At 48.1% G+C, this 12,028-nt stretch carries 16 protein-coding genes; 9 read left to right on the top strand and 7 right to left on the bottom strand.

Annotated features, from left to right (window positions below):
• The first annotated feature begins 119 nt into the window (after positions 1-119).
• From HMPREF2675_RS02605 to HMPREF2675_RS11495, 6 genes are all read left to right on the top strand, one after another.
• Positions 120-350: an NGO_0222 family membrane protein gene (locus HMPREF2675_RS02605; protein ID WP_070814083.1), complete on the top strand. Its 231-nt coding sequence runs from the start codon at positions 120-122 to the stop codon at positions 348-350.
• A 9-nt stretch (positions 351-359) separates the two neighbouring features.
• Entirely contained in the window at positions 360-953 is a 594-nt protein-coding gene (rdgB, locus tag HMPREF2675_RS02600) for an RdgB/HAM1 family non-canonical purine NTP pyrophosphatase (protein ID WP_070813975.1), read from the top strand.
• 70 nt (positions 954-1,023) lie between these two features.
• Positions 1,024-1,533 carry a hypothetical protein gene (locus tag HMPREF2675_RS02595; RefSeq protein WP_070813974.1) on the top strand — a complete coding sequence of 170 codons (510 nt, stop codon included), beginning with the start codon at positions 1,024-1,026 and terminating at the stop codon, positions 1,531-1,533.
• Positions 1,534-1,610: 77 nt separating this feature from the next.
• Complete coding sequence (locus tag HMPREF2675_RS02590; RefSeq protein ID WP_283127780.1) at positions 1,611-1,949, top strand: thioredoxin family protein; 339 nt, start codon at positions 1,611-1,613, stop codon at positions 1,947-1,949.
• Between the two features lie 96 nt (positions 1,950-2,045).
• Positions 2,046-3,221 carry a radical SAM family heme chaperone HemW gene (gene hemW, locus HMPREF2675_RS02585; RefSeq protein ID WP_070813972.1) on the top strand — a complete coding sequence of 392 codons (1,176 nt, stop codon included), beginning with the start codon at positions 2,046-2,048 and terminating at the stop codon, positions 3,219-3,221.
• A 34-nt stretch (positions 3,222-3,255) separates the two neighbouring features.
• Positions 3,256-3,531, top strand: coding sequence for an opacity family porin (locus tag HMPREF2675_RS11495; protein WP_283127779.1), 276 nt, complete (start codon positions 3,256-3,258; stop codon positions 3,529-3,531).
• A gap of 111 nt (positions 3,532-3,642) precedes the next feature.
• Here the strand turns inward: HMPREF2675_RS11495 and HMPREF2675_RS02580 are convergent, their stop codons facing one another.
• The 7 genes from HMPREF2675_RS02580 to ruvB all read right to left on the bottom strand — a co-directional run bounded on the left by HMPREF2675_RS02580 (position 3,643) and on the right by ruvB (position 8,792).
• Positions 3,643-4,011, bottom strand: a complete 369-nt coding sequence (locus HMPREF2675_RS02580) for a VanZ family protein (RefSeq protein WP_070813971.1) — start codon at positions 4,009-4,011, stop codon at positions 3,643-3,645.
• Positions 4,008-4,217 carry a dioxygenase gene (locus HMPREF2675_RS02575; protein ID WP_070813970.1) on the bottom strand — a complete coding sequence of 70 codons (210 nt, stop codon included), beginning with the start codon at positions 4,215-4,217 and terminating at the stop codon, positions 4,008-4,010. Before HMPREF2675_RS02575 ends, HMPREF2675_RS02580 begins: the two co-directional genes overlap by 4 nt.
• A 93-nt stretch (positions 4,218-4,310) precedes the next feature.
• Positions 4,311-4,889, bottom strand: coding sequence for an aminoacyl-tRNA hydrolase (gene pth, locus HMPREF2675_RS02570; protein WP_070813969.1), 579 nt, complete (start codon positions 4,887-4,889; stop codon positions 4,311-4,313).
• Positions 4,890-4,943: 54 nt separating this feature from the next.
• Positions 4,944-5,216, bottom strand: a complete 273-nt coding sequence (locus tag HMPREF2675_RS02565; protein ID WP_070649640.1) for an RnfH family protein — start codon at positions 5,214-5,216, stop codon at positions 4,944-4,946.
• Positions 5,209-5,640, bottom strand: coding sequence for a type II toxin-antitoxin system RatA family toxin (locus HMPREF2675_RS02560; protein WP_003683270.1), 432 nt, complete (start codon positions 5,638-5,640; stop codon positions 5,209-5,211). The genes HMPREF2675_RS02565 and HMPREF2675_RS02560 overlap by 8 nt, the downstream gene beginning before the upstream one ends.
• A 90-nt stretch (positions 5,641-5,730) precedes the next feature.
• Positions 5,731-7,638, bottom strand: coding sequence for an ATP-binding cassette domain-containing protein (locus HMPREF2675_RS02555; protein ID WP_070813968.1), 1,908 nt, complete (start codon positions 7,636-7,638; stop codon positions 5,731-5,733).
• A 122-nt stretch (positions 7,639-7,760) separates the two neighbouring features.
• Positions 7,761-8,792: a Holliday junction branch migration DNA helicase RuvB gene (ruvB, locus tag HMPREF2675_RS02550; RefSeq protein WP_070585489.1), complete on the bottom strand. Its 1,032-nt coding sequence runs from the start codon at positions 8,790-8,792 to the stop codon at positions 7,761-7,763.
• A 216-nt stretch (positions 8,793-9,008) separates the two neighbouring features.
• Here ruvB and cmk point away from each other — a divergent pair, with 216 nt between their 5' ends.
• From cmk to HMPREF2675_RS02535, 3 genes are all read left to right on the top strand, one after another.
• The gene (gene cmk / locus HMPREF2675_RS02545) at positions 9,009-9,668 is read left to right on the top strand and encodes a (d)CMP kinase (protein WP_070813967.1); all 660 of its coding nucleotides are present in this window, start codon (positions 9,009-9,011) and stop codon (positions 9,666-9,668) included.
• Between the two features lie 155 nt (positions 9,669-9,823).
• Positions 9,824-11,509, top strand: coding sequence for a 30S ribosomal protein S1 (gene rpsA / locus HMPREF2675_RS02540; protein ID WP_003678994.1), 1,686 nt, complete (start codon positions 9,824-9,826; stop codon positions 11,507-11,509).
• A gap of 10 nt (positions 11,510-11,519) precedes the next feature.
• Positions 11,520-11,834, top strand: a complete 315-nt coding sequence (locus HMPREF2675_RS02535) for an integration host factor subunit beta (RefSeq protein WP_003678992.1) — start codon at positions 11,520-11,522, stop codon at positions 11,832-11,834.
• Positions 11,835-12,028: the final 194 nt, after the last annotated feature.

Genomic DNA, 12,028 nt, shown 5'->3' with positions numbered 1-12,028 from the left:
GTTATTCGACTTAAGGCCGTCTGAAATATTCAGACGGCCTTTTTAACGAATGCGGCATGGTTTCAAATTCCCAATCTGACGTTATAATCAGAACATTTTTCCCCCTTACCCAAGCTGCCATGACCCGACAAAAAGCCTATCTGCTCCTGACCGCCCTGTTTACCCTGATGTTTATCGTCCTGATTCTGTTGGGCGCTTATCTTCTAAGCATTCACAGCAAACAATTTGCCGTTGCCGCCTTTCTATTTGCCTTTGCCGCCGTTTTTGCCCAAATCGGCAGCCTTGCCCTTTACATCCGCCACAAAGCACGCGCACAAATGGCTCCTATGCAGCAAACCGAAAACCATTAAGGAAAAACCATGTTTGAAAAAATCGTCCTTGCCAGTGGCAACGCAGGCAAACTCAAAGAATTTGCCCGCCTCTTTGCCGACTTAAACATCGAAGTCCTGCCGCAATCACAGTTCAATACGCCCGAATGTCCCGAGCCGTACCATACCTTTGTTGAAAATGCCCTGGCTAAAGCACGCCATGCCGCCAAATACAGCGGCTTACCGGCACTTGCCGACGACTCCGGCATCTGCACCAACGCCTTAAACGGCGCACCCGGCATTTTCTCCGTACGTTATGCAGGCGAAAACCCCAAATCCGATGCCGCAAACAACGCCAAACTGTCTGCCGATCTTGCCGATAAAGACGACAAAAGCTGCTACTACGTCTGCGTACTCGTACTCGTCCGCCACGAAAACGACCCGCAACCCATCATCGCCGAAGGCATCTGGCGCGGCCAATGGCAGGCCGAAGCAGCTGGTACAAACGGCTTCGGCTACGACCCTCATTTCTATCTGGCCGAACATGGTTGCACCGCCGCCAAGCTTGACCCTGAAATCAAAAATGCCGAAAGCCACCGCGCCCAAGCATTGCGTGAACTATTAAGAAAAATCGAATCCTTATAAACCAAAGGCCGTCTGAAAACCTGAAACGTTTTTTAGATGTTCTAAATCCAACAAATAATGGAAGAAATCCATGTCCCCTAAGCAAATCTTGATTGTCGCCATCCGCTTGGTCGTTTTAATCGGTATCGTACAAACGCTTGGCAGCATCGCGACCATATTCGTACAGACAGAGAGCATGTATGACAGCAAACAAATCTCATCCGTACTGATGCTCTACGGCTTGTATTTAATTGCATGGCTGCTGCTATGGTGTTTCCCTGCCGCCATTGCCAACCGCCTGTTGCCCGAACATCTGCAAATCGTACAGGAAGCCCCCAAACACCCTGCACCATGGCTGACGACCGGTATTGTATTAATAGGCATATATACTGTTTTCCAAGCTATCCCCGACCTAATTTACCAGTTCTCTCTCTATCTTTTTGTACAGTCTATTGCTATCGACACACACACATCCGTTTGGGCGGATCTCGGCGCACAAAACCAAGCCGGTATACTTGCTAACATCGCGCAGCTTTTTATCGGCATTTTCCTGCTATTCGGTGCACCCAAACTCTCATCTTGGATGCGCAAAAGACTTTAACTACATAAAAACAACAGGCCGTCTGAAACCTTCAGACGGCCTACCTCACATTCATTCCCATGCCCACACCTGAAGAATTGGCAGCCTTTGCAAAACACGTTGCTGCCTTCATCCCAACCACACCTGACGAACTTCTGCAACTCATTGACGGTCAAGAAACTGCTATCGTCTTTTTAGGCAAACCAAGCTGTTCATACTGTCGCCGTTTTGTTGCAAAACTGTCTACCGTTTCCTTAAACAAACAACTTACCATCCGCTTTACCGACAGCAGCAACAAAATAGCTTTAAAAACTTTTCGTGAACAACACGGCATCAAAACTGTTCCCGCATTACTCAACATCTCACAAGGCAAAATAAAATTTGTCTGCAATTCCAAATTATCAGAAGAAGAAATTGAAGCTTTTTTGAGCGCTTAGACTTCGCAAATTTCCTACTGATTACTTTCCCGGCCGACATTTCAGTTAAAATAAGGCCCTAAAAATTTCAGACGGCCTCGAGCCTCAACACATATCATGACCCAAATCACCTTCCAACGCCCCGGCCAGCTAACCGCCCTACCTCCTTTATCACTCTATATCCATATTCCTTGGTGCATCAAAAAATGCCCGTATTGCGACTTCAATTCCCACAGCCTGAAAAACGGCCTGCCGGAAGAAGCCTATATCGATGCCCTATTAACCGACCTGCAGCTTGAATTGCCCAATATTTGGGGCAGACCGGTGGAAACCATATTTTTCGGCGGCGGTACACCCAGCCTGTTTCAAGCGGAATCGATTGACCGCTTGTTAAGCAGCGTGCGTTCGCTGTTGCGCTTGCAACCCGAAGCGGAAATTACTTTGGAAGCCAATCCGGGCACATTTGAAATTGAGAAGTTTCAAGGATTTAAAGACGCAGGCATTACACGTCTGTCTATCGGCGTACAAAGTTTTAACGACGATATGCTTGCTCGATTGGGACGCGTTCACAATGGCAAAGAAGCCCTGACAGCCATTGATACTGCCTTGAAATTATTTGAAAAAGTCAATATCGATTTGATGTATGCCCTGCCAAACCAAACGGTTCAGACAGCCTTAAACGATGTGCAAACCGCTATTGCAACAGGCGTATCGCATATCAGCGCATATCATCTGACCATGGAGCCGAACACGCCTTTCGGTCATACGCCGCCAAAAGGTTTGCCGCAAGATGAAGCAGCATTGGATATTGAAGATGCCGTACACGGCGAATTGGAAGGCGCAGGCTTTATCCACTACGAAACATCGGCTTTTGCAAAACCTGCCATGCAGTGCCGCCATAATTTGAACTATTGGCAGTTCGGCGATTACTTAGGGATAGGCGCGGGTGCGCACGGCAAAATCTCCTATCCCGACCATATCGAACGCACCGTCCGCCGCCGTCATCCCAACGACTATCTTGCCGCCATGCAGAGCAATCCGCATGAAGCAGTCGAACGCAAAACTGTTGCTGCCGAAGACCTTCCATTTGAATTCATGATGAACGCCCTACGCCTGACCGACGGCGTACCTGCCGCAATGCTGCAAGAACGTACCGGTGTACCCACTGCAAAAATCATGGCACAAATCGAAACCGCCAGACAAAAAGGCCTGCTTGAATCAGACCCGACCGTGTTCCACCCGACAGAGCAAGGCCGTTTGTTCTTAAACGATTTGTTACAGTGTTTTTTATAAATGCGGTTTTACAACAGCTAAAACATTTTTAGATTTGCTTAATTTTCCACAAGAAAATACAATCAGAATAATTGTTGGGGTAGGTGCTCATGTGGCTGTTAATCATGCTTCAACAAAAGTTGAGACAGCTAATTCATATTATGAACGCAGTGATACTAAAACTGGTGTTGGAGCAATGGCTGGCGTAAGCTACGAAGTAACACCTAACGTTGCATTGGATGCAGGCTATCGCTATAACCATTGGAGCAAGATCAATAACGTTAAGCTCCATACTCACGAAGTATCTGCCGGTGTACGCATAAAATTCTAATATTTGAATACTTGGCATGAAGCAATCATTGCTTCAAATATCAAGTAACAAAAGGCCGTCTGAAACCTGTTTCTCAGGATTTCAGACGGCCTTTAAGTTTTTTAAATATATCTAACTTTTTGCTGCTTTTACTTTTGCTGCAAACCACAGCGCTGCAGTCGTACCTGCCATATCGGCAATACCGTCCGCGATCGAACCTTGGCGCGTAGCAGTCAGAAATGCCTGAGCCAGCTCGCTTCCTACTGCAAATAATAAAGCGGCAAACAGAATGCCTTTATAGGGAATATTCCTATTGTCTTGAATAAATATTTTTGCACACAACCATGCCTGACCGAAAAACAGTCCGAAATGGCCGACTTTATCAAAATGGGGAAATGGCGGCGGGCTATTACCGCCCTCTTTGAAAAGTAAGGCATAAATGGCGGCGGCAAACCAGATTAAGGCAGCGACAGTAAATTTGTTTAATGGTAAGGCTTTCATTTTTCGGCCTCTTCATCCAGCCATGTTTGGCAAATACTTGCCAAGCGGACAAATTTCCCACCCCGCGCCTTCAAAATATCACGCCATTGTTCCACTTCTTCTGCATTTGGGGCATCTTCAATACTGCATTCGTAAAGGCAGAAGTCTAATGTTTCGCCAACAATGCCTGGGGCTTCGGTCTGCATCAGGCTGGTCAGTTCGTTCATATTTACTGTTTCTTTAATTAGTTTATCGCTAGCCAGACTGCGCCGTCTGTTTTCAGGCCGTCTGAACATGATGTGCAAAGCTGCCCATTCGGCTTACTTACTGTGCAAAAAACGTATTGCTTCTTCCCATTCGCCATTCAACACGGCCGGCAATCCTTGCAGGGATTTGGCGATGGAATCATCAATTTGCTGTCTATGTTCCGCCGACGGTTTATTCAACACATAACCGACAACCAGATTACGGTCGCCCGGATGATCAATACCCAAGCGCAGGCGGTAAAAATTAGGCGTACCCAAACGAGCCTGAATGTCTTTGAGGCCGTTGTGTCCGCCGTTGCCGCCGCCAAGTTTGAATTTGATACGGCCGCATGGAATATCCAGCTCGTCATGAACCACTAAGATTTCCTCCGGCTTGATTTTGTAAAACTGAGCCAAAGCTGCTACTGCCTGACCGGAGCGGTTCATAAAAGTCATGGGTTTGAGCAGCCAAACATCGCCATCAGGCGTAGCAGCGCGCGCTACTTCGCCGTAAAATTTCTTTTCGTCTTTAAAATTGACTTTCCATTTCCACGCCAGTTCGTCCAACAGCCAAAAGCCGACATTGTGGCGCGTTTGTTCGTATTCTTGGCCTGGATTGCCCAAACCGACGATTAATTTAATTTTCAAGCTCATTACTGTTCTTTCAGTTTGACAGGCCGTCTGAAAAAGTTTCAGACGGCCTTGGATTTATTCTTGCCCGGCGCGTTTACGTCGCGCTTCTTTCGGATCGATCAACAATGGACGATAAACTTCAATCCGATCGCCATCGCGCAACACCGTCTCGTCTTTCACCGCCTTGCCGAAAATACCCAAAGGCGCTTGTTGCAAATCCAACTCTGGAAACTCTACCTCCAAACCGCTTTGCAGGGCGGCTTCGCGTACGGTTGTACCTTCGGTAACGGTCATACCCTTCAACACTTGCCTATCGGCCAGTCCGTAAACAATTTCAATCTCAAGCATAGCGGCGGTCGGCCTCTTTAATAAAAGCATCCACCAGCGTGCCGGCAAGATGGCCGAACACCGGGGAAATCATGGCAGAGAGTACGGCATTGGAGAAATCGTATTCTAATCTGAATTCGACTTTACACATATCATCGCCCAAATCGATAAATTTCCAAGTGCCGCGCAGGGTTTTAAATGGCCCTTCGAGCAAATCCATGCGGATTTCCTGCCCCGGGATATTGTGGTTGTGCGTCGCAAACGACTGTTTGACGCGCATATAGTCCATAAACAGGCGCGCTTTGAGCTCGTTGCCTTTGCGTTCGATGACTTCGGTCTTGCTGTACCACGGCAAAAATTTTGGATAGTCCTCAACTTTGTCCACTAGCTCAAACATTTCCTTAGCGCTATGCAGCACCAATACGTTTTTCTCGACTTTTTTCATGTTGGTTGTAGACCTTGTTTTTGAATATTCGGGGTTCAGACGGCATGATTTAGAAAAATATTTGCCCTACTTTGGGACAAAATTCCAAATTTAAACCGCTTCGCCATTTTGTTTCGCTTCCAGCCATTCCCAGCGTTCCAGCTTTTCCAAAAGCGACATCTCAATTTCTTCAGCCCTGCTTTGTAACGCACCTGCTTTTTCGTAAGCTTTGAAAATTTCAGGATCGGAAAGCTGGGTATTGATTTCAGCCTGCTCGGTCTCCAAAGCAGCGATTTCGTCGGGTAGCGCGTCGAGTTCGCGCTGCTCTTTGTAGGAAAGTTTGACTGTGCGGTTGGCTTTGGGTTTGACTTTTTCAGGCTCGGCAACCGCTTTAGGCACAGAGGCCGTCTGAATTTTATCTTCCCGCGATTTTGCGTCGATATAGTCCTGATAGCCGCCGATGTATTCTTTCAGACGGCCTTGTCCTTCGAAAACAATGCTTTGGGTAATCACATTATCCAAGAACATACGGTCATGCGAAACAAGGAATACCGTGCCTTGATAATCTCGCAGCAAGTCTTCAAGCAGCTCTTGGGTGTCGATATCCAAGTCATTGGTCGGTTCGTCCAAGACCAAAATATTAGCAGGACGGGTAAAGAGTTTTGCCAACAGGAGGCGGTTGCGTTCGCCGCCGGAGAGCGATGAAACGGGACTTTGTGCGCGGGCTGGATGGAACAGGAAATCTTCCAAATAGCTCATCACATGCTTTTTCTTACCGCCGACTTCAACGTAATCGTTGCCCTGTCCGAGCGTGTAAAACACAGTGTCGTTTTCATTCAAGGCGCTGCGGAACTGGTCAAAATAAGCAACTTCCTGCTTACTACCGATACGGATTCTGCCGTAGGTCGGCTGCAATTCGCCCAAAATCAGCTTGAGGAAGGTGGTTTTACCGATACCGTTTGGACCGATTAAGCCGATTTTGTCGCCGCGCTGCAAAATGGCGGAGAATTTGTCCATGATGACTTTGTCGCCATAGGCAAAAGAAGCGTGTTCCAATTCGGCGATGATTTTGCCGCTTTTTTCGCCGCTGTCGAGCTTAAAGTTGACCTGCCCTTGTACATTGCGGCGCTCGGCGCGCTGGCGGCGCAGCTCTTCCAAACGGCGCACGCGGCCTTCATTACGGGTACGGCGCGCTTCGATGCCTTTACGTATCCACGCTTCTTCCTGAGCATGAAATTTGTCGAAGAGGCGGTTGTGTTCTGCTTCAACCGCCAATTCCTGCGCTTTTTTCTCGCTGTATTTGGAGAACGAGCCGGGATAGGAGCGCAGAATGCCGCGGTCGAGTTCGACGATGCGCGTGGCGATATTGTCCAGAAAACGGCGGTCGTGGGTAATCACGACCAAGCTGCCTTCAAACGCTTTGAGCAGATTTTCCAACCAAATAATCGCATCGATATCCAAATGGTTGGTCGGTTCGTCCAGCAGCAATACGTCGGGCTTTTGCACCCAAGCCTGCGCCAAGGCGACGCGCTTTTTCTGACCGCCGGAGAGGTTGCCGATTTTTTCGTTTTCCGGTAAACCCAGTTCTCCCAAAGTCTGCTTGACTGCCGCATCCAGTTTCCAGCCATCCTTCGCTTCGATTTCAAGTTGCAATTCGTTGAGCTCTTTCAACAAAGCCTCACTCGAACCATTTTCCAACTCATAGCTGACATGATGATAACGGCGCAATAAATCGCGAATTTCGCCCAAACCTTCGGCAACGGTATCAAATACGGTTGCGTCCTTATCAAAAAAGGACTCCTGCGGCACATAAACGATTTTGAGGTTGTTTTGGACAATAATCTGCCCGTCATCGAGCTTTTGTACACCGGCGAGGATTTTTAAAAACGAAGACTTACCCGCACCATTACGACCGATCAAACCGATTTTCTCACCGCTGTCGAGTTGAAAAGAAGTTTTGTCGAGCAAGGCGACGTGGCCGACGGCAAAAGAAGCATTTTCTACGGATAAGATATTCATGGGGAAACTTCAAAAAAGAAAAGGGGAACATTTTAACCGATTATCGGCAGATATTTGCCGACAATCATATAAAATTGAAAGTATCAGGCCGTCTGAAAGCAGTTTTCAGACGGCCTTCATTATTATTCTTGAACCTTCAAGCCGAAATGCAGATAAGCTCGTTCGGTTGCTACGCGTCCGCGCGGTGTGCGCTGCAAAAAGCCTTGTTGAATCAGATAAGGCTCAATCACATCTTCGATGGTATCGGTCGATTCGCCAATCGCAGCAGCCACGTTTTCCAAACCGACAGGACCGCCGCTGAACTTGTGCAAAATCGCCTCAAGGAATTTCCTGTCCATCACATCCAAACCTTGCCCGTCCACATCCAGCATACTCAAGGCAGCATCGGCAATTTCCGCATCAATGACACCATTGTTTTTTACATCGGCATAATCGCGCACACGTCGCAAAAGGCGGTTGGCAATACGCGGCGTACCGCGGCTGCGCTTGGCCACTTCCATCGCGCCCTCGTCGCCCATATCCAACTGCAACAATTGTGCAGAACGGGCAACAATAGTTGCCAAATCTTTGTTTTGATAAAACTCTAATCGGGACACGATACCGAAACGGTCGCGCAAAGGATTGGTCAGCATACCGGCACGGGTCGTCGCGCCTACCAATGTAAACGGCGGCAAATCGATTTTGACCGAACGCGCGGCCGGTCCTTCGCCTATCATGATGTCCAACTGATAATCTTCAAGCGCAGGATAAAGGATTTCCTCAACCACTGGGCTTAAACGGTGGATTTCATCGATAAACAGCACATCATGCGGCTCGAGATTGGTCAACAAGGCTGCAAGGTCGCCTGCACGTTCCAAAACCGGGCCGCTGGTTTGGCGCAAATTAACGCCTAACTCTTTGGCGATAATGTGCGCCAAAGTAGTTTTACCCAAACCCGGAGGGCCAAACAGCAAAGTGTGGTCAAGCGCTTCGCCACGTTTTTTCGCCGCCTGAATAAAAATGGCCAACTGCTCTTTTGCTTTATCCTGCCCGATATAGCCGTCTAAAGTTTTCGGACGTAAAGCGCGTTCAAGCAATTCTTCCTGAGCGGAAATATTTTGAGCAGTGATAATACGCTGAGGTTGTGCAGAAGTAAGATTATCGGTTTGTAACATAATGTTTCTAAATTCTAAGACCGTTCCCGACCCGTTATTTCAGACGGCCCGAACAATCAGACAAAGCGGTTAAATTATGATTTTGGCCATTATACCCGATAAGGCCGAACCACTTTTTCCTCAAATTCAAATCACACAAAAATTTTCGTTTTCAGACGGCCAAAGCAACGTATAATAAACGGTTAATTCAAATACCTATCGCATTCAGGAGAACACATGAGCCTCAAGCAAAAAGTCATCGCCATCGACGGCCCCAGCGCATCCGGCAAAGGGACGGTTGCCTCACGCGTAGCCGAAGCCTTGGGTTTTCTTTACCTCGACTCCGGTGCGCTTTACCGCCTGACCGCACTTTACGCACAAAAACAAAATGTTGCCTGGACAGATGAAGATGCCGTCAGCACACTGGCAGAAACTTTGCCCGCACAATTTGAAGGCAGCATCGTGTTATTAAACGGCGAAGATGTATCCGAACAAATCCGTACCGAAGCGATCGGCATGGGTGCATCTGTCGTCGCGCAGTTGCCTAAAGTGCGTACTGCCCTTTTGCAGCGCCAACGCGATTTCCTGACTGAGAAAGGTTTGGTCGCCGACGGCCGAGATATCGGCTCGGTTATTTTCCCTGATGCCGCATTAAAAATCTTCCTGACTGCAAGTGCCAATGTTCGCGCCCAACGTCGTGCCAAACAACTCGGTATCCCATGCGAAGGCGTGGCATTCGAGCGTATTCTGTCGGACATTGAAGCGCGCGACGAAGCAGACCGCCGCCGCCCTGTTGCTCCGTTGAAACAGCTTCCCGACGCCCTGCTTTTAGATACTGATAACCTTTCTATCGAAGAAGCTGTAAAAAAAGTGCTTGATTGGTATCATAAAGTTTAAAATTTGGAGTATAATCGCGAAGTTTTCATTTCAGACGGCCTGTTGACCCTAATAACAAGGCCGTCTGAAAACATTTCCCAACCTGCCGCGCCAAGGACGGCAGGTCATTTCAAACCTAACCCGCACCCCTTGGCGGTGTACCGAAAAGAGTATATATGACTATGGAAAATTTTGCCCAGCTGCTGGAAGAAAGCTTTACCCTGCAAGAGATGAACCCAGGTGAAGTGATTACTGCCGAAGTAGTCGGCATCGATCAAAACTTCGTTACCGTTAACGCAGGTCTGAAATCAGAATCTCTGATTGATGTTGCTGAATTCAAAAACGCTCAGGGCGAGATTGAAGTTAAAGTTGGCGATTTCGTTACCGTTACCATCGAATCTGTTGAAAACGGCTTCGGCGAAACCAAACTGTCCCGCGAAAAAGCCAAACGCGCTGCCGACTGGATCGCTTTGGAAGAAGCTATGGAAAACGGCGACATCCTGTCCGGCGTTATCAATGGCAAAGTCAAAGGTGGTCTGACTGTTATGATCAACAGCATCCGCGCATTCCTGCCGGGTTCTTTGGTTGACGTACGTCCTGTAAAAGACACTTCTCACTTCGAAGGCAAAGAAATTGAATTCAAAGTGATCAAACTGGACAAAAAACGCAACAACGTTGTTGTGTCTCGCCGCGCTGTTCTGGAAGCCACTTTGGGCGAAGAACGCAAAGCCTTGCTGGAAAACCTGCAAGAAGGTTCAGTTATCAAAGGTATCGTTAAAAACATCACCGATTACGGTGCATTCGTTGACTTGGGCGGCATCGACGGTCTGTTGCACATCACCGACTTGGCATGGCGCCGTGTGAAACACCCAAGCGAAGTTTTGGAAGTTGGTCAAGAAGTAGAAGCCAAAGTCCTGAAATTCGACCAAGACAAACAACGCGTTTCCCTAGGTATGAAACAACTGGGCGAAGATCCTTGGAGCGGCCTGACCCGTCGTTACCCACAAGGTACCCGCCTGTTCGGTAAAGTATCCAACCTGACCGACTATGGTGCGTTCGTTGAAATCGAACAAGGCATCGAAGGTTTGGTACACGTTTCCGAAATGGATTGGACCAACAAAAACGTACACCCAAGCAAAGTTGTTCAACTGGGTGACGAAGTTGAAGTCATGATTCTGGAAATCGACGAAGACCGCCGCCGTATCTCTTTGGGTATGAAACAATGCCAAGCTAACCCTTGGGAAGAGTTTGCGGCCAACCACAACAAAGGCGACAAAATCTCCGGCGCAGTTAAATCTATCACTGACTTCGGCGTATTCGTAGGTCTGCCTGGCGGCATCGACGGCCTGGTTCACTTATCCGACCTGTCTTGGACTGAAGCCGGCGAAGAAGCTGTACGCAAATACAAAAAAGGCGAAGAAGTTGAAGCCGTTGTATTGGCCATCGACGTTGAAAAAGAACGCATCTCTTTGGGTATCAAACAACTGGAAGGTGATCCGTTCGGCAACTTCATCAGCGTAAACGACAAAGGTTCTTTGGTTAAAGGTTCTGTGAAATCTGTTGACGCCAAAGGTGCCGTAGTCGCTCTGTCTGAAGAAGTTGAAGGCTACCTGCCTGCTTCTGAATTCGCCGCTGACCGCGTTGAAGACCTGACTACCAAACTGAAAGAAGGCGACGAAGTTGAAGCCGTTATCGTTACCGTTGACCGCAAAAACCGCAGTATCCGTCTGTCTGTTAAAGCGAAAGACGCTAAAGAAAACCGCGAAGCGCTGAATTCAGTTAACGCCGCTGCAACTGCCAATGCCGGTACTACCAGCTTGGGCGACTTGCTGAAAGCCAAACTGTCCGGCGACCAAGAATAAGGTTGCAGACATGACGAAGTCTGAATTGATGGTTCGCCTTGCAGAAGTGTTTGCCGAAAAAAATGGCAACCAACTGCTGGCTAAAGATGTCGAATACAGTGTAAAAGTCTTGGTTGATACCATGACCCGCTCACTAGCTCGTGGACAACGTATCGAAATCCGCGGCTTCGGCAGCTTCGACTTGAACCACCGCCCTGCCCGTATCGGGCGCAACCCGAAAACCGGTGAACGCGTGGAAGTGCCAGAAAAGCATGTTCCTCACTTCAAACCGGGTAAAGAGTTGCGTGAGCGTGTAGACTTGGCATTGCAAGAAAGTGCTCATTAATACTTAGTAGCAAAACGCCGCAGAAATGCGGCGTTTTTTTGTTTTTTCAAAAATACTAAAGCCAGCCCTTTTTACTTGCACCTTAATCGCACACTTTTCCAACTATATTGACAACAAAGCCTTTGCAAAAAACGCAGGCCGTCTGAAATCATTTATAATAGACCGACCATTCCGTAATGAGAACATCATTCCGA

The sequence above is a fragment of the Neisseria sp. HMSC061H08 genome (assembly GCF_001836795.1).
In the GTDB taxonomy this organism is placed as follows: domain Bacteria; phylum Pseudomonadota; class Gammaproteobacteria; order Burkholderiales; family Neisseriaceae; genus Neisseria; species Neisseria subflava_A.
Note: the sequence above shows the minus strand (reverse complement) of the source record. Positions and strands in the feature narration are given on the sequence as shown.

What these genes read in the sequence shown, in the direction of transcription:
- HMPREF2675_RS02535 (WP_003678992.1), top strand. Translation starts at nt 11,520, where the DNA reads ATGACGAAGTCTGAATTGATGGTTCGCCTTGCAGAAGTGTTTGCCGAA.
- rpsA (WP_003678994.1), top strand. Translation starts at nt 9,824, where the DNA reads ATGACTATGGAAAATTTTGCCCAGCTGCTGGAAGAAAGCTTTACCCTG.
- ruvB (WP_070585489.1), bottom strand. Translation starts at nt 8,792, where the DNA reads ATGTTACAAACCGATAATCTTACTTCTGCACAACCTCAGCGTATTATC.
- HMPREF2675_RS02555 (WP_070813968.1), bottom strand. Translation starts at nt 7,638, where the DNA reads ATGAATATCTTATCCGTAGAAAATGCTTCTTTTGCCGTCGGCCACGTC.
- HMPREF2675_RS02560 (WP_003683270.1), bottom strand. Translation starts at nt 5,640, where the DNA reads ATGAAAAAAGTCGAGAAAAACGTATTGGTGCTGCATAGCGCTAAGGAA.
- HMPREF2675_RS02580 (WP_070813971.1), bottom strand. Translation starts at nt 4,011, where the DNA reads ATGAAAGCCTTACCATTAAACAAATTTACTGTCGCTGCCTTAATCTGG.
- HMPREF2675_RS02575 (WP_070813970.1), bottom strand. Translation starts at nt 4,217, where the DNA reads ATGAACGAACTGACCAGCCTGATGCAGACCGAAGCCCCAGGCATTGTT.
- HMPREF2675_RS02565 (WP_070649640.1), bottom strand. Translation starts at nt 5,216, where the DNA reads ATGCTTGAGATTGAAATTGTTTACGGACTGGCCGATAGGCAAGTGTTG.
- cmk (WP_070813967.1), top strand. Translation starts at nt 9,009, where the DNA reads ATGAGCCTCAAGCAAAAAGTCATCGCCATCGACGGCCCCAGCGCATCC.
- hemW (WP_070813972.1), top strand. Translation starts at nt 2,046, where the DNA reads ATGACCCAAATCACCTTCCAACGCCCCGGCCAGCTAACCGCCCTACCT.
- pth (WP_070813969.1), bottom strand. Translation starts at nt 4,889, where the DNA reads ATGAGCTTGAAAATTAAATTAATCGTCGGTTTGGGCAATCCAGGCCAA.
- rdgB (WP_070813975.1), top strand. Translation starts at nt 360, where the DNA reads ATGTTTGAAAAAATCGTCCTTGCCAGTGGCAACGCAGGCAAACTCAAA.
- HMPREF2675_RS02595 (WP_070813974.1), top strand. Translation starts at nt 1,024, where the DNA reads ATGTCCCCTAAGCAAATCTTGATTGTCGCCATCCGCTTGGTCGTTTTA.
- HMPREF2675_RS02605 (WP_070814083.1), top strand. Translation starts at nt 120, where the DNA reads ATGACCCGACAAAAAGCCTATCTGCTCCTGACCGCCCTGTTTACCCTG.